Source organism: Enterococcus hermanniensis (assembly GCF_001885945.1).
GTDB classification, from domain to species: domain Bacteria; phylum Bacillota; class Bacilli; order Lactobacillales; family Enterococcaceae; genus Enterococcus_A; species Enterococcus_A hermanniensis.
Genome location: NZ_JXKQ01000001.1, coordinates 269,921 through 291,305, shown reverse-complemented (window position 1 = coordinate 291,305; position 21,385 = coordinate 269,921). Strand labels below are relative to the sequence as shown.

The 21,385-nt window shown below is 38.3% G+C and carries 20 protein-coding genes; 8 read left to right on the top strand and 12 right to left on the bottom strand.

Features of this window, described 5'->3' with window-relative positions; translation table 11 throughout:
* Positions 1 to 244: 244 nt before the first annotated feature.
* The 4 genes from pepA to RV04_RS01425 all read right to left on the bottom strand — a co-directional run bounded on the left by pepA (position 245) and on the right by RV04_RS01425 (position 4,572).
* On the bottom strand, positions 245 to 1,318 hold the full coding sequence (gene pepA, locus RV04_RS01440) for a glutamyl aminopeptidase (RefSeq protein ID WP_071856691.1): 1,074 nt from the start codon (positions 1,316 to 1,318) through the stop codon (positions 245 to 247).
* A gap of 19 nt (positions 1,319 to 1,337) precedes the next feature.
* Entirely contained in the window at positions 1,338 to 2,081 is a 744-nt protein-coding gene (locus tag RV04_RS01435; RefSeq protein WP_071856690.1) for a methyltransferase domain-containing protein, read from the bottom strand.
* 164 nt (positions 2,082 to 2,245) lie between these two features.
* On the bottom strand, positions 2,246 to 2,944 hold the full coding sequence (locus tag RV04_RS01430; RefSeq protein ID WP_071856689.1) for a DUF554 domain-containing protein: 699 nt from the start codon (positions 2,942 to 2,944) through the stop codon (positions 2,246 to 2,248).
* Positions 2,945 to 3,135: 191 nt separating this feature from the next.
* Entirely contained in the window at positions 3,136 to 4,572 is a 1,437-nt protein-coding gene (locus tag RV04_RS01425) for an amino acid permease (RefSeq protein ID WP_071856688.1), read from the bottom strand.
* Between the two features lie 354 nt (positions 4,573 to 4,926).
* Here RV04_RS01425 and RV04_RS01420 point away from each other — a divergent pair, with 354 nt between their 5' ends.
* A complete protein-coding gene (locus tag RV04_RS01420; RefSeq protein ID WP_071856687.1) occupies positions 4,927 to 5,517 on the top strand; it encodes an ATP-dependent Clp protease proteolytic subunit in 591 nt (196 codons plus the stop codon).
* A gap of 225 nt (positions 5,518 to 5,742) precedes the next feature.
* Positions 5,743 to 7,302, top strand: coding sequence for a PucR family transcriptional regulator (locus RV04_RS01415; protein ID WP_071856686.1), 1,560 nt, complete (start codon positions 5,743 to 5,745; stop codon positions 7,300 to 7,302).
* Positions 7,303 to 7,348: 46 nt separating this feature from the next.
* On the opposite strand, the gene RV04_RS01410 is transcribed toward RV04_RS01415, so the two are convergent.
* The 3 genes from RV04_RS01410 to RV04_RS01400 all read right to left on the bottom strand — a co-directional run bounded on the left by RV04_RS01410 (position 7,349) and on the right by RV04_RS01400 (position 9,814).
* Positions 7,349 to 8,374, bottom strand: a complete 1,026-nt coding sequence (locus RV04_RS01410) for a threonine aldolase family protein (RefSeq protein WP_071856685.1) — start codon at positions 8,372 to 8,374, stop codon at positions 7,349 to 7,351.
* Positions 8,375 to 8,477: 103 nt separating this feature from the next.
* Positions 8,478 to 9,161: a metal-dependent hydrolase gene (locus RV04_RS01405; RefSeq protein WP_071856684.1), complete on the bottom strand. Its 684-nt coding sequence runs from the start codon at positions 9,159 to 9,161 to the stop codon at positions 8,478 to 8,480.
* A 179-nt stretch (positions 9,162 to 9,340) separates the two neighbouring features.
* The gene (locus tag RV04_RS01400) at positions 9,341 to 9,814 is read right to left on the bottom strand and encodes a YbaK/EbsC family protein (RefSeq protein WP_071856683.1); all 474 of its coding nucleotides are present in this window, start codon (positions 9,812 to 9,814) and stop codon (positions 9,341 to 9,343) included.
* A gap of 122 nt (positions 9,815 to 9,936) precedes the next feature.
* Here RV04_RS01400 and RV04_RS01395 point away from each other — a divergent pair, with 122 nt between their 5' ends.
* From RV04_RS01395 to RV04_RS01380, 4 genes are all read left to right on the top strand, one after another.
* Complete coding sequence (locus RV04_RS01395) at positions 9,937 to 10,893, top strand: sugar-binding transcriptional regulator (protein WP_071856682.1); 957 nt, start codon at positions 9,937 to 9,939, stop codon at positions 10,891 to 10,893.
* Between the two features lie 157 nt (positions 10,894 to 11,050).
* Complete coding sequence (locus RV04_RS01390; protein ID WP_071856681.1) at positions 11,051 to 11,731, top strand: fructose-6-phosphate aldolase; 681 nt, start codon at positions 11,051 to 11,053, stop codon at positions 11,729 to 11,731.
* A gap of 100 nt (positions 11,732 to 11,831) precedes the next feature.
* Entirely contained in the window at positions 11,832 to 12,203 is a 372-nt protein-coding gene (locus tag RV04_RS01385) for a DUF1722 domain-containing protein (protein WP_071856680.1), read from the top strand.
* A gap of 62 nt (positions 12,204 to 12,265) precedes the next feature.
* The gene (locus RV04_RS01380) at positions 12,266 to 13,204 is read left to right on the top strand and encodes an NADP-dependent oxidoreductase (protein WP_071856679.1); all 939 of its coding nucleotides are present in this window, start codon (positions 12,266 to 12,268) and stop codon (positions 13,202 to 13,204) included.
* Between the two features lie 107 nt (positions 13,205 to 13,311).
* Here RV04_RS01380 and dhaL read toward each other — a convergent pair whose 3' ends face one another.
* The 4 genes from dhaL to RV04_RS01360 all read right to left on the bottom strand — a co-directional run bounded on the left by dhaL (position 13,312) and on the right by RV04_RS01360 (position 16,561).
* A complete protein-coding gene (gene dhaL / locus RV04_RS01375; protein ID WP_071856678.1) occupies positions 13,312 to 13,911 on the bottom strand; it encodes a dihydroxyacetone kinase subunit DhaL in 600 nt (199 codons plus the stop codon).
* A gap of 29 nt (positions 13,912 to 13,940) precedes the next feature.
* Complete coding sequence (gene dhaK, locus RV04_RS01370) at positions 13,941 to 14,924, bottom strand: dihydroxyacetone kinase subunit DhaK (RefSeq protein ID WP_071856677.1); 984 nt, start codon at positions 14,922 to 14,924, stop codon at positions 13,941 to 13,943.
* Complete coding sequence (gene dhaM / locus RV04_RS01365) at positions 14,905 to 15,324, bottom strand: dihydroxyacetone kinase phosphoryl donor subunit DhaM (RefSeq protein ID WP_071856676.1); 420 nt, start codon at positions 15,322 to 15,324, stop codon at positions 14,905 to 14,907. Before dhaM ends, dhaK begins: the two co-directional genes overlap by 20 nt.
* Positions 15,325 to 15,424: 100 nt before the next feature.
* Complete coding sequence (locus RV04_RS01360) at positions 15,425 to 16,561, bottom strand: glycerol dehydrogenase (RefSeq protein WP_071856675.1); 1,137 nt, start codon at positions 16,559 to 16,561, stop codon at positions 15,425 to 15,427.
* Between the two features lie 167 nt (positions 16,562 to 16,728).
* Between RV04_RS01360 and RV04_RS01355 the strand changes: the two genes are divergently transcribed.
* A complete protein-coding gene (locus RV04_RS01355; RefSeq protein ID WP_071856674.1) occupies positions 16,729 to 17,733 on the top strand; it encodes a PocR ligand-binding domain-containing protein in 1,005 nt (334 codons plus the stop codon).
* A gap of 345 nt (positions 17,734 to 18,078) precedes the next feature.
* Here the strand turns inward: RV04_RS01355 and RV04_RS01350 are convergent, their stop codons facing one another.
* Positions 18,079 to 18,714, bottom strand: a complete 636-nt coding sequence (locus RV04_RS01350; protein WP_245791024.1) for a nitroreductase family protein — start codon at positions 18,712 to 18,714, stop codon at positions 18,079 to 18,081.
* A gap of 763 nt (positions 18,715 to 19,477) precedes the next feature.
* Here RV04_RS01350 and thrS point away from each other — a divergent pair.
* Positions 19,478 to 21,382: a threonine--tRNA ligase gene (gene thrS, locus RV04_RS01345; RefSeq protein ID WP_071856673.1), complete on the top strand. Its 1,905-nt coding sequence runs from the start codon at positions 19,478 to 19,480 to the stop codon at positions 21,380 to 21,382.
* The last annotated feature ends 3 nt before the right edge of the window (positions 21,383 to 21,385 follow it).

Sequence of the window (21,385 nt, the reverse complement as noted above, 5' to 3'; positions counted from 1 at the left end):
CACTTGTCTTAGGTCTCACCATTTCATGCGATACCAGAAAACCATCACTGGTTAACTTATTGTTGACATCACAGCAAAGATTATTGCCGATTACTCCCCTAAGGTGTTATTAATATATCTAAAGCTTAACGGAATGTCATGTTGATTGCAAGTAAAAAGCGCAATATATTTAAATAAAAGCTTTAAATATAACGAAAATAGCGGCGATTCAAATTTTTAGAATGATTTATTTTTTATTAAGTTGTTATTTTCCAGCAACGATTGTTTGGATCGTACTTGCATCCAAGCCTTTTAAGACTTGAATCAACATTTCTCTAGCTGCATCAAAATCAGCAATACTAAACATTGTTTGATGGGTATGGATATAGCGTCCGCAAACACCAATGACTGTACTTGGGATGCCTTGATTCGCTGTGTGAGCCGCGCCAGCATCAGTACCACCTTTAGAAACAAAGTATTGGTAAGGAATATGATGAGTCGCAGCAGTGTCTAACAAATATTCACGCAAACGAGGCAACAAAATCATGCCAGGGTCTTGGATCCGCAACAAAGTCCCTTCACCTAAGTGACCAAATGTTCCGTTGGTCGTAACTAGATCATCTGCGGCTGAACAGTCGACCGCGAAAAACAAATCCGGCTCAAATTTAGTAACTGCAGGTTTTGCGCCACGTAAACCGACTTCTTCTTGCACATTCGCACCCGCGATCAAAGTGTAGTCCAGTGTTTCTTTTTGTAAGGCTTCCAAAGCTTCTAAAACGACGGTACAACCATAACGGTTATCCCAAGCTTTACTGATAATATTTTTTCCATTCGCTGTTTTGACTGTTTCGGTTTGGGGAACGATCGTATCACCTGGCAAGACACCAAAAGCTAACGCTTCGTCTTTTGATTCGAAACCGGCATCAAATAAAATATCTTCTACTTTTACTTGTCCTTGGCCACTCGTGCCACGTAATAAATGTGGTGGGACCGAAGAGGAGATACAGGGGTAATTTCCTTTTGCTGTTTTTAATGTAAAACGTTGAGCAGAAACAACGTAGGGATTCCAGCCGCCTAAAGGAACGACTTTGAATAAACCACGCGGAGTGATCTCTGTCAGCATAAAACCAACTTCGTCCATATGAGCCGCAACCATGACACGAGGTTTGTCCGTTGCTGCATGTCGTAATCCAAAAATTCCGCCCAAGCCATCTTGTTGAACATCATCGACTAAAGGCGTGATCGCCGTGCGCATATAACTACGAATATCTTCTTCAAAGCCACTTGTGCCTTGTAATTCGGTCAATTCTTTAATCCGTTGAAATGTTTTTTCTTCCATCTAGGTCATCTCCTAATTTCTACTGACTACCATTCTCATTATAAACGTTTGGTACTTGAAAATAAATCAATTCAAAAGTTAGTGACTGCTGATTGGCTCTTTCATGGTCTGAGCCAAAGATTTCTTCTGTAAGTGCCTCTAATTTTTCACTCGAAAAGTCTAAAGCAAAATAATCATGAAAAAAACTTTTTGTGATAGCTTCTGTTTTTTTGTATTCAAAGCGCTTAGTTTGAAAGCCAATCTGTTCTTTGAGCAAATAATTTTTGTAGCGTTGATTCAAAAATAAATCAGGATTTTTTTCTTCAAAGGGCGAAAAGAGCTGGTCTTCATCCTCGATGAGTCGTAAGAGCAACACCCATTGGCGGCTTGCCTGACAACAGGCTAGTAGTTCGTCTTTCGTTAGGATTGCTGGATTCATTGCTGAAAAAACGACATCGTAGCGTTTAGTGTTAGTAGATAAAAAACTTGTTTGTTCTTGGTGGAGCAGCTGGGTATTTTTAGCAGCTTTAGTGGTAGCGATCTTTAGCATCTCAACGGAGATATCTAGTAAAGTATATTGCTGGGTATGTGATTGGAGCACTTCTAAATACCGTCCCGTTCCACCAGCTAAATCTAAAAAATCAGCACAAGGCAGTATTTTTTGTTGAATCAAAAAGTCGGCCAAATCTGCCGCAATCAAAAAGCTGGATTCTTGTTGGATTTCTTCATATTCTTCAGCAAAATTATCCCAGAAGGCACTTAATTCATTTCGCTCGTTTGTCATAGAATTCCTCTTTCTATTACTAGTATTTGTTTAGTATACAATAAGGCGGGGCGTAGTTTAAACAGAAGGACTACAAGCAAATGAAAAATAAGGCTCGTTGATGTAAGGATGAAAAAGTATTTTCTAGGTAAAAAAAAACCGTTGAGCACTTGGCTCAGCGATTTTTAAAAATAATAATATTGTACGACCATGATAACGATCAGTACCACGATACCTGGTAGATAATTTGAAACCCGAATCTTCGTCAATTTCATGACATTAAGACCAATGGCTAGGATCATTAAACCACCAATCGCGCTGATTTCGTTCATCAACATATCCAATAATTCTTTTGGTAAATAGCGTATGATGATACTTGCAAAAATCGTGATTGCGCCTTGATAAATCAAAACTGGAAAGGCTGAGAACAATACACCGATACCAAGAGATGCGGTCAACATGATCGACATAAATCCATCCATCACAGATTTTGTAAACAGTGTTTGATGGTCACCGGTCACACCGCTTTGGATTGCGCCGATGATTCCCATCGAGCCGATGAGATAAATCAAGGTCGCCGTCACAAATCCTTCAGCAAAATTACTATTACCGCGGGCAAAACGGTTTTCTAAAAACAAACCTAAGCGCGTCATCGAGTCTTCGATCTTTAAAAATTCACCAATCATTCCGCCGATACAAATGCTGATGATAATGATAATAAACGAACTGGCCTGCATTGACATTTGGATCGCAAGCGCAATGACCCCTAACGCGATCCCTTTCGTTACAGTATCTTTGGTTTGCTCAGTGATATTTCGTAAAACAACTCCGGCAAAACTCCCCGCAATGATGGCAAGACAATTCACCACCGAACCTAAAAACATATCCCCACACCCGTTTCTATTAGTTTGATTAAAATTAAATGAAATAACATTTAGGATTTATCTTAACATGGAGAAGTCCGTTTTTGAATAGTCCCAAAGGAATAAGTTAGTCGTCGCATCTTTGGGTAGGAGTAAAGGTAACAAAAAAGGTTAAAACAAAAGACGGTTCCTTTTGCTTTAACCTCAGTCTATTATTCAGTTACTTTTTCGCGTTCGCGTTTGGCTAGCATCGGCATAATGAATCCTAAACCGATCAAGACCACGATCCCAACGATATTGATGATCAATTCGTGCCAGAATAGGCTTGAGCCATATGGAGCATCTTGGGGTAAGACGCCAAATAATGTTGCGATGATCGTAACGACCAAGCACCAGCCACCCACAAAAACAGCCATCCGGTCATTTTTGATAAAGACATAATCTGATTGGAATTTTCGACTATCCAAACGAATCTTGATAAAGGCATAAAAAATCCAACAAGTCACACCTGGGGAGATAATACCATTTAGATTTAACAGCCAGTTGAAAATATCGTTCATTTCCGGTAAGAAAACACCTAATAATAAGATGAAGGCACTCAAAGCCGTGGTTAAGATATAACCATTGATGGGTAAACCATCAGCATTTAATTTTGTTAATTTTTTCGGCATAAATTGTTTACCTGTGTCAGAAATCAACATCCGAGTCATAGCATCCAATAAAACAGCTAACAAGGCGCACATATAAATGATTTGAGTCACTGCAAACACATACATCAATGCATTGCCAAGATGGAAAAATTCACCCAAGCGTTGAAAAGCATAGTAAGAGCCATTCATTTTTAAATTATTTGGTAAATGATGGGCATTGAAGAAGACCCCTAGGGAGAATGAACCGAAAACCGTTAAAAAGATCGTCATGACCGTCAGCATAATCATAGCCTTTGGAAATTCACGCTGTGGTTTTTTCATTCGGGTTACGAAAGGTGCGACTAATTCAGCCCCGTTGATGGCATAGATCAGTAAACCAATCGTTGTTAAGTAATGTAGATTAAACTTAGGGACGATTGCACCAAGATTCATCGGTTGTGTTTCGATATGACCGTTTGGCATAAATAATGAAGCAAATGTCATAAAGACAAAGAGTAAAGCCATGATGAACATCGCACCGCCACCGATCGTACTCAATACTTCTAATGATTTTTTGAAGCGACGTTGTAAGAAAATAAAGGCTAAGAACACGCAAAACGTCAACAAAGCAAACATTGAATTCGACATCGTATCTTCCATCGAATCATTGCCATTGAATAGCCAACCAAAACCAACAACCACTGCATTTGCAGTATCTACAACATAAGGAATCGAGGCTGCCCAATACGTCCAAGCAGTAAAGTAACCTAGACGATCACCACTCGTTCCTCGTACCCAAGAGGTCAAACCGCCACCTTCATGATTGAAGACGGAACCTAGTTGTCCAACCATCAATGAATAAGGAATCACATATAATAGCAATAAAATAATCCAAGAAGTAATAACGCCTAAACCTTGGTTGGCAAAATTATAAATAATATCATCAAAACCGATAACAGTAACAAACGACATCATGGCAAGCACAGGCCATGAGATAAAACTTTTCTTTTCCTCGATCATTTCACATACTCCTATTTCGTATTAAAGTAATTATTTTTACAGGTAAAAATAAGTTTGATTCTTAAATTTCATATATCAAAAGAATATAAAATTTGGATTCAAATAGTTTAATCAAATGGAGCGAATGATGGAGGCTTATTTCGATAGGCCACGAAGATCCCCCTTCTATAGACAAAATACGATCTATCTTCCCATAAAAATTCGAATTGTGCCACTAAAATCTGTCTTTTTACGGCTAGTTTAGCATATTTTCTCATTCGAAGAAGAATAAGATGGTTTTGAAAGCTCTTTCTGTTCATTCTAAAATTTTTTGGCTATACTTAATTAAGATAGAAGAAAGAGGAGGATCATCACATGAATAATTTTTTAAATGAAGAAGAAACAGAAAAAATGGAAGAAAAAAATCCCATGTTGTTGAAATTATTGAAACAACGGACGATTTTAATTTACGGCGAGATCAATCAAGAGTTAGCCAAGACCGTGACAGAACAATTATTGTACTTGTCTGCGCTCAGTGATGAACCGATCACACTGTTTATTAATAGCCAAGGAGGGCATGTGGAATCGGGTGATACGATCCATGACGTGATCCGCTTTATCAAACCAAAAGTAAAAATGATCGGAACCGGTTGGGTTGCAAGTGCGGGGATCACGATTTATCTAGCTGCTGAAAAAGAAGATCGATATAGCCTACCGAATACGCGCTACATGATCCATCAACCAGCTGGTGGAATCCAAGGTCAATCAACAGAAATTCAAATCGAAGCCAAAGAAATTTTGCGCATGCGTAAACGGGTCAATCAATTGATTGCCAATGCCACGGGGCAAACACTAGAACAAATCGAAAAAGATACCGATCGTAATTTCTGGTTGTCAGCAGTAGAAGCCAAAGATTATGGGATCGTTGGAAAAATCGTGGAATCAGACGATGCAATAAATAAATAAATAATCCAAGAGGCTGAGATGAAAGTAATTTGAAGTGCTACCCAATAGTTAGTCTAAAAAACTAACTTGGAAGGTCCGCTTGATTGTTGCTTTTTTCTCAACCTCTTTTTATTTGGTCAAAATAATCTGATTTTTCTGAGAAGTTTGAATAGACAAGCAAATATGAATCTGATAATGTTAGAAAAAGCATAAAATTTGATGTGAAAAAAATAAGGAGGGAATGTGTTGGGGGCTAAATTAAAAGAGTTGTTGGAGTTACCTTCTTTACGTGAAGCACAGCTATTAACTGGAAAAAATAGCTTAAATCAGACCGTTTCCGCCCTGTCTTTTTTAGAGATTTCTGATCTGGATGATTGGGGTGCCTTCACAGAAATAAGTGAGTATCATTCTGGAGAATTGGCATTGACTTCTTTTTTCAACATCAAAGATGATAGCGCAAAACAATGTGAAACGATCAGTCAGTTACACAAAATGGGTGAATTAGGAATTATTTTGTATTATGTCGGGATCGTCATGCCAACATTGGCACCAGAAGTTTTAAAAACGGCAGAAGAGTTGGATTTTGTGATCATTCAGATGCCAAAAGACCAAAGTCATATTCGGTATAGTGAAGTCATTGCCGATGTAATGGCTGAAATTTTAAAAGATCGTTCGACAGAAAATATCGTCAATGAAGTCTTAGAAAAAGCCTCTTTATTACCGGAACATTTGCGTACAGTTGAAGTGACGTTGAAATTATTATCAGATATTTTACGAGTCAACATCGTCTTGACGAATCCTGATAATGAAGTAATCAATGAAATCAAGTGGCCACGTAATTCGTCACTAGATTTGGAGCAGCTTTTGCGCCGAGTGGTCATCGAAGAAGGTGAGCAAGTCCAAAAAAACGACTATTCGATCTATTACAAAGAACTGTATCATAAAGGTCATGGAATCTTACATTTTTATATGATCAAAGAACATGATTTTTTAAGCCAACATGAATGGGAACAATCAATTGAACTTTTGCAAGTAGCAACAAATCTCTGGGGCAAAAAACATGGGGAAGTTAGTGAATATGCATTAGTCCAAGCCATTCTAAATGATGAAAGTGAAAAAATGTATCGCTTGGCGAATCATCTGGAAATCGACGTCAAGGGGATTGGTTTGATGTGGTTGCTGCAATTGAATGATATTCGATCGGTCAAGGAAATACGTGAAGACTTATTGACTTACGTTTCAAAATTCTATAAAACGTCAATTGTCCAAATGATTGATGATCAATTGATTGTTTTACTCGGTAATTATCAGCACGCTGGTTCAGAGCTGGAATTGGGCAGAAAGTATTTGCGAAATACTCTTTTTGAAGCCAATATTGAAACGGTTGTTTTTTGCCCTCAAATGAGGAATACTAACGATGTAAGAAAATCCTATCAACTAGTTAGCGAAGCAACGATGCGATTACCAAAAGTTTTTCACGGCAAGCGAAATTTTTCGATCAGTGAGATTCGCCAAGTAGCACATGCCAGTCATTTGATTCAGACAGGACAAGCAGAGGTCGAAGAAACTATGAGCATCTTGGCTCCGATTATGAGTAGCAAAGAACAATTAGCGACGTTATGTAGCTTTTTATTAGATGCAGGGGCTGATTTCCAAGCCTGTAGTGATCAATTGCAGATTCATAAAAATACAGTAAAATATCGGATCAAAAAGATCAGTGAAACCTTAGGCTATAATGTTACGCGTTTTTCAGAAAGTTATGAATGCTACGTAGCTTGTATGATTTACCGACTAATTAGTTTATAAAAAGGGCTGAGACAAAAGTAGGCTCTACTTTGTCTCAGTCCTTTTTTTACAATAACGTTAATAATTCGTCGATATCGGCTTCCTTGGTCGCCCAACTAGTGGCAAATCGGATCACAGAATGCGACTCATCAAAGGTTTCCCAAAAACCAAAAGCTACCTTCTTTTTAAGTTCCTCTAATTGCTTATTTTGAATCACGATAAATTGTTGGTTTGTAGGCGAATCAAGATAGAAGCGATAGTTTTTTTCTTGCAAGCCTTTTTTTAACCGCATAGCCATGGCGATCGCATGTTGACTAATCGTAAGGTACAATTGATCAGTAAATAAGGTATCAAATTGCAACCCTAATAATCGACCTTTTGCCAATAAGGCACCTTGTTGTTTCATATGAGCTAAGAAGTACTCTGGACAATTATGCTTTGTAAAGACGATGGCTTCACCTAAAAAGGCTCCAACCTTAGTCCCCCCAATATAAAAAACGTCACAATATTCTGCAATCATCGGTAAAGACAAATCTGATTCGGGACTAGCTAAACCATAGCCAAGTCGAGCACCATCTAAAAATAAAGGAATCTGATAGTCATGACAAACTTCTGAAATAGCTTGTAGCTCTTCTTTGGAATAAAGTGTGCCATACTCAGTTGGGTGAGATAGATACACCATGCCTGGGAAGACCATAAATTCGTGATTAGCATCAGCCCAAAAAGTTGTCAAATAGTCGCGAACTTGCGTGGCTGAAATCTTTCCTTGGGTTTGTGGCAACGTCAAGACTTTGTGCCCGGAATATTCGATCGCACCTGTTTCATGAGTTGCGATATGTGCTGTTTCGGCGGCTAAAACACCTTCATATTTTTTTAGCATGGAAGCAATCACTAAAGCATTTGTCAATGTACCACCAGAAATAAAATAGACATCAGCTTCTGGACAAAGGCAAGCTTGGCGAATTTTGTCGACAGCGGAAGCTGAATATTTATCATGACCATAGCCAGTCAGTTTTTCTTCATTGGTTTCAAGCATTCGTTGTAAAATCTTCTCATGAGCACCTTCTAAATAGTCGCTTTCAAAATTTAACATACAGGCTCCTCTCGTAGAACATATTTGTTTTATTGTATCAGATTTTCTGTTACTAAAATGAGCAAAAAAAATTTACGCATCATAAGACACGTAAATTTTTTGTTTAAAGCTCTAAGGTTTCGCCCACTACCATGACTTTCCCAATATTATTAGGTAATAAATGAGTGAACGCTTGGGGATCTTGTTTAATTAATGGGAAAGTGTTGAAATGGATTGGGACGACTTGTTTTGCTTTTAATAATTTCGCTGCATGAGCCGCTTCCTCAGGTCCCATCGTAAAATTATCCCCGATCGGCAAAAAGGCTAAATCAATATTGAGCGTTTCACCAAGCAGGGCCATATCACCATAGATTGAAGTATCCCCAGCAAAATAAATCGTTTTTCCTTCGATTTGTAGGAGAAAGCCAGCCGGTTCGCCCATATAGATCATTTCTCCGTCTGTTTCATAACCCGAGCTGTGGAGCGCCGGTACCATTTTTACTCGGCCAAATGGAAAATCAAAGGCACCACCCATGTTCATACCATGAGTTTTTTTCACCCCATTTTTCGCAGCAAAATTACAAATTTCAACGATGCTGATGATGGTTGCGTCTGTCCGTTTAGCGATTGGAAGGGCGTCTCCAAGATGATCGCTATGCCCATGCGAAATTAAAATCCAATCTGCTTCGACTTGGTCGGCTTTTAAATCGGTCAAATCATTTCCGGTGATAAAAGGATCGAAGAGCAGTGTTTGCTTTTCTTTCGTAACGATCGAAACGACAGAGTGGCCGTGATAGGTGATTTTCATAGAAAAATTCCTCCTCAAAGTAGGTTATGGTTTCTATTATAACCAAGAACAATTGAAAGCGTGCATCATTTGTTTTTCAACATTGAAAGAGTCACACGTAGAATAGGAATGATTCTAAAAAATAGGGCCTAAAAAGACGGGTAGTAAACTGCTGCTCTTGTGTTCCAGTCGCCAGTTACTTACCAATTCTTACAGACATCGACCCAAGTAGCAAAATTTGTATAACGTTCCAAATCAGCAATCGACAACTCGATCGCGCTGTTAGGGCTACCACAAGCAGGAAAGACGGTCTGGAATCGTTTCAACGATTCGTCCAGATAGATTGCTACCGTTGAAGGAACAGCAAAAGGACAAACGCCGCCTATAGGGTGACTGATCGTAGCTTCCACTTCATCGGCTTTTAGCATCAATGCGCGCTCATGGAAGCAGGTTTTGTATTTTGCATTATCGATTTTGGCGTCGCCTGCAGTGACGATCAAAATGACTTGGTCGGCTTTTTTTTGCTTGAAAGAGAGGGTTTTAGCAATGCGTTCAGGGGCACAGCCCAAAGCTTGAGCAGCTAATGCCACTATTGCACTAGATACAGGGAATTCTTGGATCTTATCCGCTATTCCATATTGAGAAAAATACGCTTTGACCGTTTCGATAGACATAAAAGACCTCCTTGTCTCGTTTTTCTAATTTTATTTTAATAATTAAAAGAAGACAGGTTTTAACAAATGAAGTAAACAAAATTTGATAGAATAAAGTGAAGCGCTCTTAGGAGGTTAAGTAAATGAAAGTAGATAAAAAGAAATTATTGGCAAAGGTTGCCTACATGTATTACGAACAAGAATTGACCCAAGCTCAAATTGCAAAAGAACTCTCGATCTACCGAACGACCGTCAGTCGAATGCTGAGCCAAGCAAAAGCCGAAGGGATCGTTGAAGTAAAAATCAATTTCTTTGAGGCCTATTTATTTGAATTGGAAGAACAGCTAAAAGAACTTTTTGGTTTGCAATCAGTCGAATTAGTAGCAACAGATAAAGAAATGACAGAAGAGCAAAAAGAACATCAGCTTGCTCAAACAGCTGGTGCCTACATTCGACGTCAATTAACTGATGGAATGGTGATTGGCTTATCTTGGGGGGCGACTGTTGGCAATGCGGTTAATCAAATCGAGGCAAAACAAGTTTCGAATGTCACAGTCGTTCCGGTAGTCGGCGGGCCAAGCCATATCAATTCACGCTACCATGTAAATACGTTGGTCTATGAATTGGCACGAAAATTAAATGGTCAAAGTCTCTTCGTCAATGCGACTGTTATTCAAGAAAGTAAAGCATTGGCTGAGGGGATCTTCGATTCTAAATATTTCCAAGAGTTACGAAATTATTGGGATCATCTTGATCTAGTCGTCGTCGGAATAGGTGGACCATTAAGTTATCAAAAAAGTCAGTGGCGGGATTTATTGTCGCCAGCAGATTATGAAGAACTCAAATTGCGAGAAGCCATAGGAGATTGCTGTTGCCGTTTTTACGATCTTTATGGCAAACGTTTGAATGGGTCATTGAATCAGCGAACGATCGGCCTTTCATTCGATCAATTAGTCACGATTCCTCAAACTGTTGGAGTAGCAAGAGGAATCACAAAAGCGAAATCAATCGCACCGCTACTTGAAAAAGGGTATTTAAAAACCTTGATCACCGATCAAGAAACAGCCGAAGAAATCATTCGATTAACTGAACGAAAGTAGTTTTTTTATTGATGAATGCACATTTGTGCAAAATCTAAAAAGATCAATTACCGAAAGGCTTGATATCAAGCTTTTCTTTTTTTATTCCGTGTAGAAACCCAAAATAGGGCTTTGAATGCTATGCTTAAATCAACTAAAACACAAGGGAGTTTTTCAAATGGAATTTATGTTAGATACTGCTAATTTGGCTGAGATAAAAAAATATGTTGATTTATTACCGATCGCTGGTGTGACATCAAATCCTTCAATTGTTAAAAAAGAAGGACAAATTGAATTTTTTAAACACATGAAAGAAATTCGTGGAATTATTGGGGAACAGCGCTCGTTACATGTTCAAGTAGTTGCAACCGATTATGAAGGGATCATCAAGGATGCGGAGACGATTTTGACGAAGATCGATAAGAAAGTCTTTATCAAAATTCCAGTCAATGAGCCGGGACTAAAAGCGATCAAAGAATTAAAACGCCGTGGAGTAAACATCACAGCGACAGCCATCTACACTAAGTTTCAAGCATACTTAGCGATCGCCGCCAGTGCTGATTATATTGCACCGTATTTTAATCGAATGGAAAATTTGAATATCGATCCACGAGCAGCAATTTTTGAAATGGCTCAAGAAATCGAACGAACTCAAAGTTCAACAAAAATCTTAGCTGCTAGTTTTAAAAATGCTGGGCAAGTCAATTCTGCTTTAGAAAATGGCAGTCAAGCAGCAACGATGGGCGTAGATATTATCCAGCAAGCATTAATGATGCCATCGATCGGTCAAGCAGTCACTGATTTTACAAATGATTGGGAAGGGATTTTTGGAACAGGTATTACTATTACTGATCTATAATTAGTAACAAAAAAAGGCTGCTGTAGACAGCCTTTTTTTGTTGAGCGCATCGATATCAGAATAACTAAAAACATGCTATGCTTTTTTTGAGGTGATTGAAATGTGCGAACTAAAAGTAGCTCAAAAAGAATGGGCCAAATGGAAATATTATGTAATGGCTCGTTCACAAGCCAGTTACGTAGATTTACGTCAGCTTTTTTCAGGTAATCAGTGGTCTCAGGAAAAAGAAGCACACTTCAAGCAGCAAATTGCAGCGGTGAAAAAATTACCAGTAAATGTGAAGGCGCGAAGAAATGCTTATGAACATGTCTGGGGTTACTTCAAGAAAATGGTCACACATCAGGAACGAGCCACATTTTTACGCTTGGTTCAAGCGATGACCGAGACACAAGATGAAGCACTGCCTTATTTAAAACAACTAGCAGAAAAATATCAAATCGCTTATATATTAGACTCCTATTTTTTTGATTAAGCATATCTCTTCTGATTTTTTGTAAGTAATTCTATAATAGAAAAATACGGAGGGATGTACAAATGGAAACACGTGCAGTTATTATTGAAGAATATGGTCATGCAGACCAATTAAAAGAAAGTACCGTGACACTACCAGAGTTGGGTGAACATCAAGTGCTCGTCAAAGTGGCAGCAACTTCAGTGAACCCGATCGATTGGAAATTACGTGAGGGCTACCTAGCACAAATGATGCCTTGGGATTTTCCGATTATTTTAGGTTGGGACGTGGCCGGAGAAATCGTTGAGATCGGTTCAGCAGTCACTGACTGGAAAGTCGGCCAAAAAGTTTTTGCTCGTCCTGAAACAACTCGGTTTGGAACGTATGCGGATTATACGATCGTTGATGACCATTTGTTAGCAACAAAACCTGAAAATGTCTCTTTTGAAGATGCAGCAGCAGTACCATTAGCTGGTCTGACCGCTTACCAAGCGCTATTTACTCATGGGCAATTAAAAGCTGGTGAAAAAGTATTGATTCATGCCGGTGCTGGTGGTGTCGGTATCTATGCGATCCAATTAGCTAAAAATGCGGGTGCGACAGTCATTACGACAGCCAGTGAAAAAAATCATGCCTTATTGAAAGAATTAGGTGCAGATCAAGTGATCGATTATCATACGACAGATTTTTCAGAAGTATTGACTGATATCGATCTTGTCTTTGATACTATGGGTGGTGATATTCAAGCCGATAGCTTCAAAGTCTTGAAATCAGATGGCCGCTTGATTTCAATCGTTGGTGATCCAGATGAAGCATTAGCCAAAAAGGTAGCTGTTGCAAAAAGTATTTGGTTACAACCAGATGGCAAACAACTACAAGAAATCGCGGACTTGATGGAAGCTGGTAAAGTGAAAAGCGTGGTCGGACATCTTTATCCATTAACGGCTGAAGGTGTGAAAGAAGCTCACGAGTTAAGCGCGACTCATCATGCTAAAGGAAAGATCGTTTTAGTAAATGAATAAACTAAGTTACTACAGTTGATAAAAGAAGCAAAAAACCTCACGATGTTCGTGAGGTTTTTTGCTTCGTATTATAACTTTGTTGAAATTATATGAACGAGGACTTTTTACTAGTCCAAGTAAGGCAATAATGTTTGAAATAACAAAGCACTAGAAGCTGCGCCAGGATCGATGTGGCCGATGGAACGTTCTCCTAAATAAGAAGCTCGCCCCTTTTTAGCTTGCATATTTTTAGTATGATCTTTGGCTATAGCAATACTTTCTTTAGAAAAAGTATTATTTTCCAAGTCTTCAACAATAGCAGACCAAACATCTACCATGGTTTTGTCACCTACAACGGCTTTTCCTCGGGCTTGAATTCCTACTAGCCCCGTTTTCATTAGTTGAGCCAACTGTGTTGTACTTGTGATTTCAGTGATATCCTTGGTAGCTTTTGTTAGATTCATAAAAGCAGAACCATATAATGGACCAGAGGCACCACCTACTTTTGAGATCAATGACATTGAGAGAAGTTTGAATGTGTCGCTAATTGTCGTAGGTTGTTTTGTTTCAAAAGCATGAAGATATTCAGTCATGCCCCGATTCATATTATTCCCATGATCACCGTCCCCAATCGGTGTATCTAATTCACTTAAGTAATCTTTATTTTCAGTGATTATTTCAGCAAAATCGGCTAACCAAGCTTGAATTTCAGTTGTAGTTAATTGCATATGCATATACTCCTTTGAAGATATTCTTTTTACCAAGAGATTGTTTTGACTGGACTAGTTAATGCGGCTTGCCATTTTGTGTCTGTCAAATCGATAAAAGTTAATGATAAGCCTTGCATATCAATGGAAGTCATATAATTACCGACTTTATGAAAGGCGACTTGAATGTTTTCTTGTTTTAGTAAATTTAGGACATCATTGATAAAAATAAATTGTTCCATCAAAGGTGTGCCACCCATTCCGTTGACTAAAACGCCAATTTCTTGCGGTTTTTGTTTATAAGAAACGAGTAATTTGTTAACAAGTTCTTTGGCTAAGGTCATCGATGATTGTAATTTTTCGCGACGATAACCAGGTTCACCATGAATACCAACGCCGAATTCGATTTCGTTTTCTGCTAATAAAAATCCAGGTTTGCCAACTTCAGGAACAGTTGCGGCTTTTAAAGCTACACCAATCGTCTTTATTGCGGCTACCACTTGATCCCCTAATGTTTTTAAATCGGCTAAGTTGGTTCCATTTTTTGCGGCATCACCAAGAATTTTATGAACTAAGATCGTGCCAGCAACACCGCGTTTTCCTGCTGTATAAGTGCTGTCTTCCACAGCAATATCATCATCGACCACAACCATTTTCACATCAATGTCATTCATTTCGGCTAAGTCTTTTGCCATTTCAAAATTTAAGATATCACCAGTATAGTTTTTAACGATTAATAAAACCCCAGCACCTTGGTCAGCATGTTCAATTGCAATTTCGATTTGATCAGGAGTAGGAGAAGTAAAAACATCCCCCAGTACAGCAGCACTCAACATACCTTCTCCGACAAAACCAGCATGAGCAGGTTCATGTCCACTTCCACCACCAGAGACGAGACCGACTTGTTTTTTTTCTACATTTTTTATAATGACTCTTGAATCATCCACACGATGAACGAGTTGTGGGTAACTATTAACGATTCCAGCTAACATTTCTTCAATAATATCTTTTGTCTCATTGATTATTTTTTTCATAATATTTCCATCCTTTTTTTGGGGCATTTAATGCTTCTGCTACGATATGGTTGATATCATCAGAGACACTTGCAGTAATACCAGCCGCAAACGCACCTTCGACGAGTGGTGCATCCACTAAGACATATTTAGATTGCTGATGGTCTTCTAACATGTCAAAAGCTAATTCAGCACTTAATACTGCACTGCCAAGATCTGCGAAAACCAAAAATCTATCAACAGAATCAGCTTTGTTAACAACATCAATGATTCTTGTGGGATCACTGCCAAGATCTCCTTCAGAAGTCCCACCTAAAGAATAGATATCCAGTGAATCACTGTGAGCCATTTGTTCGATCATCTCTTTGATACCGTCAGTAATTTTTTGACTATGTGACACTAATAGGATGGCTTTTTTCATAAAAATACTCCTTTTTTAGTAAAAATCATTTTAAGGTTATGTTTTAAGAGTGTTCCTACTTCAGGGAAAGACAATAGAGAAACAATTTTTTTTTAGGTGTTTATAAATGATGAGCATCTTTATACGCTTGTCCAATTCGATCAGCTACAATAAGAGCATTGGCAACTTCTTCCTCTACAATTGGGAAGGGCATAGAATGAATAGATTCTTCAGGTATTGAAGCAATTTTCGCGACGGCTAAAGCTTCTTCAAAGTTGATTGATTTCACACCAAGATCAGCCAAAGTAAGTGGCAAGCCAATTGTCGCCATAAAGTCCATTACTGCATTCATTTCAGCTGTTTCAGCATCTTCTAAAACGAGTTGAGCCAAGGTTGCAAATGCAACCTTTTCACCGTGCAGGTAATGATGAGTTCCGCTGAGAACCGTCATTCCGTTATGAATGGCATGAGCAGCAGCCAAACCACCACTTTCAAAACCTAAGCCAGATAATAAGATATTTGTTTCCACAATTTTGTTCAGAGCCTCAGTAGGTAAATTGGCATCGCAAGCAATTTTTGCATTTAAGCCATCTTCTTGTAAATTTTCCCAACAAAGTTTTGCCATGGCTAAAGCAGCATACGTGCCACTAGCTGGTGGTGTTTGACCATCAAGCGAGCCCATAGGTAGGCTAGCATTTACTCTTGAATAAGAATTGTGGGTAGCACGGGCCTCAAAGTAAGTGGATAAAGCATCTCCCATCCCTGCAACTAAGAAACGAGTTGGAGCCGTAGCAATAACCTTCGTATCAACTAGTACAACACTAGGACTTTGTTTAAAATAAGCATAGTCGTCGAATGAACCATCTGCATGATAAAGAACAGCAGAATGTGAAGTCGGTGCATCTTGAGCAGCAATTGTCGGAACGATGATCAAATGTTCTCCTTCAGCCACCACTTTTGATGCATCAATAGCTTTTCCACCACCTAAACCGATAATGCAGTCTGTTCGTTTTTCTTGAGCAATCGATTGTAATCTTTTTGTTTCTTCACGAGTAACTTCGCCATTAAACCCACCCTCAACGAATGAAATACCGAATTTTTCTGCGGTGGTACGAAGTTGTGGACGAACTCGCTCAACGTCTTCAGGATTTGCAATTAATAATGCTGTTTTGCCAAAGGTAGTCACAAAATATCCTAAATTTAATAGTTCATCTTCACCTTGAACATATTTGGTCGGTAAAATTAATGCTTTTCTCATAGTGAAACCTCCTTATTTTGTTTACAAGACAATCATAAAGCGTTTTTATCAAATAAGCATTGGATAATGTTACCGCTTTCTTATATAATTTTGTTGTACTATTTTGATAAATAGAACTATTTTGTGATTGTTGAAAAAAGATTTATAGTAGATAAAGAGGTGATCTTATGAATAATGCACAATTTGATATTGAGCGAGTATTGGATTTGAATAAATGGGAAAGTGTCCAAGAAAGTCTGGCTATCGCCACGCATTTGGCAATTATTTTAGTAGATTATCGTGGGAGACCTGTAACTAAACATAGTCAGATTCAACCATTTTGCCAGTTGGCTCGGCGTTCTCCAGAATTGTCTGTTCATTGTGAAAAATGTGATTCAAGAGGCGGGCTAGAGGCTGTACGTTCAGGTCAACCGTTCATCTATCGCTGTCATTTCGATATTGTCGATATGGCGATCCCAATCATGTTCGATAATCGGTACGTTGGTGCAATCATGGCTGGAGAGATATTATTAGAAGAAGGACAGGAAGAGTTAGAACAAGTTCTAAAGTTAGACGATCAGCAATTTGTAAACAACTTTAAAAGAGAAAATCAACAATTTATCGATCAGTATCCACGTTTTAGTAAGGATGATTTAGCAAATACTGCGATGATGTTAGAAAAAATTAGCGAATATATTATCAGTGAAGCGATTAAAAAAGATTATTTGATTAATGCTTATAAGCAAACCTTACGCGTCTCAAAACGTGAAGAGCAAATTAATGAGGATTCATTAGACTTAGAATTTGTACAAAAAGATATTCAACATTCAAAATTACAGAAGCGATTAGTAGAATCTAAGGGTGTTTATGTAGCTAAAAATCAAGTGCTACAGCCAGCCGTCGATCTAGTGTTTGAAAATAAAGAAAATCACGTTGATCTTACTACATTAGCTGACGTAACTAATCTTTCAACGAGTCATCTCAGTCGTTTATTGAAAGAAGAATTTGGGGAGCCATTTAGTAAAATATATGGTAAGTTAAAAGTATATTGGGCAGAACAATTATTGAAATCTACTGATTGGTCGATTACAGAAATTAGTGCTGCGCTAGGTTATATTGAACCCGGATATTTTATCCGTATGTTTAAAAAAATAACCGGGGTAACTCCTTTGAATTATCGAAAAATCTACTGAAGTGATTAATCATTTGAAATCTTAGCATGATTTCGTCAATAAAAAGGTTAAGGAGTAGTGAAACTACTCTTTTTTTTAGATAAATAATGCTTTTGAATCTCATGACTATTCTTTGCTACTCCATCAGTTCATCCTGATTGCTTATCGTAAAGATATTTATATGGATCGTTGGAAATTGAACGATGTTCAGATAAAAAACGATCCCTAAAATTGTATCTAGGAATCGTTTCAGTGTAGCTATTTTGTAGGCTAAATCAAGAAGCCTTGTTCTTTCAAAAAATCCACTGTATTTTGTCGTCGTGGTTCAGCGAAATGCTGTTGGACTTTTTGTGACCATGTGGCTTTTTACGTATTGCTCGTACGACTTTGGTAATAGTCAGCAGTTTGTTGATCATATCGGCTGATCATTTCAGAGGTTAAGCTATGATAGGTATCGGTTTTTAAAATGGAATCTAACGGCAAGCGTGGTTTGACCTCGTTCTTTTTAGCTGGATGACCAATAAACATACCGAAAAGCGGATAAGTCAATTCAGGTAATTCAAGTAAGTCTTTGATGGCAAATAAATCATTGCGAATCCCACCAACATAACAAATACCTAAATCAATCGATTCCGCATAGACGGCCATCGATTGGGCGGCAATCGCTGTGTCTACGATTGAGACGACCAATGACTCCATTGAGCGTAGATGTTGGTCTGATTGTTGCTCTTGAGCCAAGACTTGGGCATGTTTATTTAAGTCTGCGACAAAAAGATAAAGATTCCCCTTTGTACCGTTATCGATTGGAAAGCGAGCAATCGTTTCGATTTTTTTTCTTTTTGTGGGGTCAGTGATTTTAACTAAAGAAAAAGCTTGTAAAAAATTAGAACTGCTAGCGCTTTGGGCAGCCAAAAGCAGATGCTCTTCTATTACTGGTGTAATTGATTGATCCGTAAAAGAGCGGACGGATGAATGATGAATCATTGTTTCAAAAAGTTCCATATAAAAACCTCCACAGAATAAACTATATTTTTCAGAAAGTGATTTGAAAATATCATCTTCATTATGATAGGTAATTCCGAAGGATAAGTAAAGTAACTTGTACACGGAAACAGCACACGAACAAACAAAGCTCTCAGTCTTGATGATTGAGAAGTGACGTCGTATAGTTTCCGAGAAAACATAGTTTTTACACATTTGAGAATTCTTTTTGGTTAGGGTCTAGGAATCATCTAGACATAATTTATTTTAGCTCAAGTTTCGATAGAAATAATTCTCTATTCATTGGTCGTGATTTGAGCGATGTATTTTGATTAAAGCACATCAAACTGATCGATGCGCTGAAATCAAATGAGTAATTTTGAAGAAATTGATTGACAAAAAAAAATTCGAGGTCTATGCTTTAATCACATAGAAAAAACTACGAGAAGGACAAGATTTTATTTGGACCTCGCCGCAAGAGAAAGAAGTCATCGGCTGAAAGCTTCTGGTTGAGCAAATGAAAATTACTCCCTTTGAGTGACTGAAAAAAACAGTCCGTTTGATGCACGTTAGGCATCACGAGAGCCAAAAGGTGGAAACTTTTTGGGAACTTGGGTGGTAACACGTTTATTCACGTCCCTATTTTTTAATAGGGACGTTTTTTTATTTTCACTGATTTCGTGATAGGTTGTCAGTTGAAAAGCCTTTTTAGTATTTGTTACACTAAATAAGCAGGTATTTTAAGGCCAGAAATAAGATAAAACACAGGATGGAGTTGAGTTGTATGTCAAAAGAAATCGAAATCGTTTTACCAGATGGAAGTAAACAAGAGGTGGTTGAGGATACTACCTTGTTTGAAATAAAAAAACAATTTATGAAACAAGCGATCGTTGGTAGCATCGATGGCGAACTTGTTGACTTAGCGACTCCGATCGATCACAATGTAGAAATCGTTTTTTATGATCAAGCCTCAAAAGAAGGCCAAACAGCGATCAATCATTTAGTTAGTTTATTATTAGAAGAAGCGGTCAAAGAATTATACCCTGAGGCATTATTTGCACATCCACAACGGGAAGATAAAAAAATCTGGTTAGATATGCGTGTGGATCAACCGTTGAGCGCTTTAGTCTTAAAAGACTTGGAACGCCATATGCGCAAGCGGATCAAAAAAGGGATTCATATCGAAAGTTCACACCTTTCAGTTGCCGAAGCAAAAGAAATCTTTAAAGACAATGCGTTGAAATTAGCTGCTTTATCACAGCTTGATCCACAACAATTAGTCTTTGTCTATTCATTAGGGGAAGTCAGTGAATTCTTTTTAGAACCAGCGGCTTTAGAATTAGCAAAAGCTAGTCACTTTGCTTTGTCTAAAGTATCGGGGGCTTATTGGCAAGGCGATGCTAAAAACGAAATGCTCCAACGAATCAATGGCGCGGTCTTCGCTGAAAAATCAGAATTAGATGGGTACTTAGAATTTTTGGCGGAGTCTGAAAAACGTAGCCATCAAAAATTAGGTAAAGAACTAGATTTATTCATGTTCTCGGAAGAAGCACCTGGAATGCCATTTTATTTAGAAAATGGCTTGATCATCCGTAATGAACTCCAAAAATTTCTACGTGAACTCCAAGCGAAATACGAATACAAAGAAGTCCAAACACCATTGATCATGAATCAACGATTATGGGAACAATCGGGACACTGGGATCACTATAAAGACAATATGTATTTTACAAAAGTCGGTGATGAAGATTATGCATTAAAACCAATGAATTGCCCAGGTCATTGCTTGATTTTCAAAGATCGCAAACGGTCATACCGTGATTTGCCGATCCGAATGGCTGAATTTGGTCAAGTTCACCGTCACGAATTTAGCGGTGCATTAAATGGTCTTTTAAGGGTCCGGACATTCTGCCAAGATGATGCTCATATCTTTGTTCGTCGGGATCAAATCGAACAAGAAATCGCCTTAGCGTTAAAGATCATCGATGAAGTCTATAAGATTTTTGGTTTCGAATATTCAGTAGAATTATCGACGCGTCCGGATGATTTTATGGGAGAAATCGAATTGTGGGATGAAGCCGAAGCTTCTTTAGGTAAAGTATTGACAGATTTAGGGTACAAATACAATATCAACGAAGGCGACGGAGCATTCTATGGTCCTAAGATCGATATCCATATCAAAGATGCATTAAATCGCAGCCACCAATGTGCAACCGTTCAATTGGATTTCCAAATGCCTGGAAAATTCGACTTGAGTTACATTGATGAAAACAATCAGCCAGCTCGTCCAGTAATGATCCACCGGGCAGTCTTTGGATCATTGGATCGTTTCTTAGGGATTTTGATCGAACATTATGCCGGAGCTTTTCCAGTTTGGTTAGCGCCGAAACAAGTAACATTGATCAATGTTGCCCAAGCACATGAAGCCGGTGTCGATAATTTATTCCGTGAATTCAATGAAGCAGGAATCCGGACAGAAAAAGATACACGAAATGAAAAATTAGGAAAGAAAATTCGCGACGCAGAATTGAAAAAAGTTCCTTATATTTTAGCAATCGGGGACAAAGAATTAGCGGAAGGTAAATTTGCTGTCCGTAAACATGGCAGTGATAAAGTGGTCGAGATGGATAAAGAAAACTTTATCCAATTGGTCAAACAACAAGCTCAAGAAAAAAGCGCACAGTACTAAGTT

What these genes read in the sequence shown, in the direction of transcription:
- RV04_RS01410 (WP_071856685.1), bottom strand. Translation starts at nt 8,374, where the DNA reads ATGTTAAATTTTGAAAGCGACTATTTAGAAGGTGCTCATGAGAAGATT.
- RV04_RS01425 (WP_071856688.1), bottom strand. Translation starts at nt 4,572, where the DNA reads ATGATCGAGGAAAAGAAAAGTTTTATCTCATGGCCTGTGCTTGCCATG.
- RV04_RS01390 (WP_071856681.1), top strand. Translation starts at nt 11,051, where the DNA reads ATGGAATTTATGTTAGATACTGCTAATTTGGCTGAGATAAAAAAATAT.
- RV04_RS01405 (WP_071856684.1), bottom strand. Translation starts at nt 9,161, where the DNA reads ATGAAAATCACCTATCACGGCCACTCTGTCGTTTCGATCGTTACGAAA.
- pepA (WP_071856691.1), bottom strand. Translation starts at nt 1,318, where the DNA reads ATGGAAGAAAAAACATTTCAACGGATTAAAGAATTGACCGAATTACAA.
- RV04_RS01360 (WP_071856675.1), bottom strand. Translation starts at nt 16,561, where the DNA reads ATGAGAAAAGCATTAATTTTACCGACCAAATATGTTCAAGGTGAAGAT.
- RV04_RS01430 (WP_071856689.1), bottom strand. Translation starts at nt 2,944, where the DNA reads ATGTTTTTAGGTTCGGTGGTGAATTGTCTTGCCATCATTGCGGGGAGT.
- RV04_RS01400 (WP_071856683.1), bottom strand. Translation starts at nt 9,814, where the DNA reads ATGTCTATCGAAACGGTCAAAGCGTATTTTTCTCAATATGGAATAGCG.
- RV04_RS01385 (WP_071856680.1), top strand. Translation starts at nt 11,832, where the DNA reads ATGTGCGAACTAAAAGTAGCTCAAAAAGAATGGGCCAAATGGAAATAT.
- RV04_RS01350 (WP_245791024.1), bottom strand. Translation starts at nt 18,714, where the DNA reads ATGGAACTTTTTGAAACAATGATTCATCATTCATCCGTCCGCTCTTTT.
- RV04_RS01435 (WP_071856690.1), bottom strand. Translation starts at nt 2,081, where the DNA reads ATGACAAACGAGCGAAATGAATTAAGTGCCTTCTGGGATAATTTTGCT.
- thrS (WP_071856673.1), top strand. Translation starts at nt 19,478, where the DNA reads ATGTCAAAAGAAATCGAAATCGTTTTACCAGATGGAAGTAAACAAGAG.
- RV04_RS01420 (WP_071856687.1), top strand. Translation starts at nt 4,927, where the DNA reads ATGAATAATTTTTTAAATGAAGAAGAAACAGAAAAAATGGAAGAAAAA.
- RV04_RS01380 (WP_071856679.1), top strand. Translation starts at nt 12,266, where the DNA reads ATGGAAACACGTGCAGTTATTATTGAAGAATATGGTCATGCAGACCAA.
- dhaL (WP_071856678.1), bottom strand. Translation starts at nt 13,911, where the DNA reads ATGCAATTAACTACAACTGAAATTCAAGCTTGGTTAGCCGATTTTGCT.
- dhaM (WP_071856676.1), bottom strand. Translation starts at nt 15,324, where the DNA reads ATGAAAAAAGCCATCCTATTAGTGTCACATAGTCAAAAAATTACTGAC.
- RV04_RS01395 (WP_071856682.1), top strand. Translation starts at nt 9,937, where the DNA reads ATGAAAGTAGATAAAAAGAAATTATTGGCAAAGGTTGCCTACATGTAT.
- dhaK (WP_071856677.1), bottom strand. Translation starts at nt 14,924, where the DNA reads ATGAAAAAAATAATCAATGAGACAAAAGATATTATTGAAGAAATGTTA.
- RV04_RS01355 (WP_071856674.1), top strand. Translation starts at nt 16,729, where the DNA reads ATGAATAATGCACAATTTGATATTGAGCGAGTATTGGATTTGAATAAA.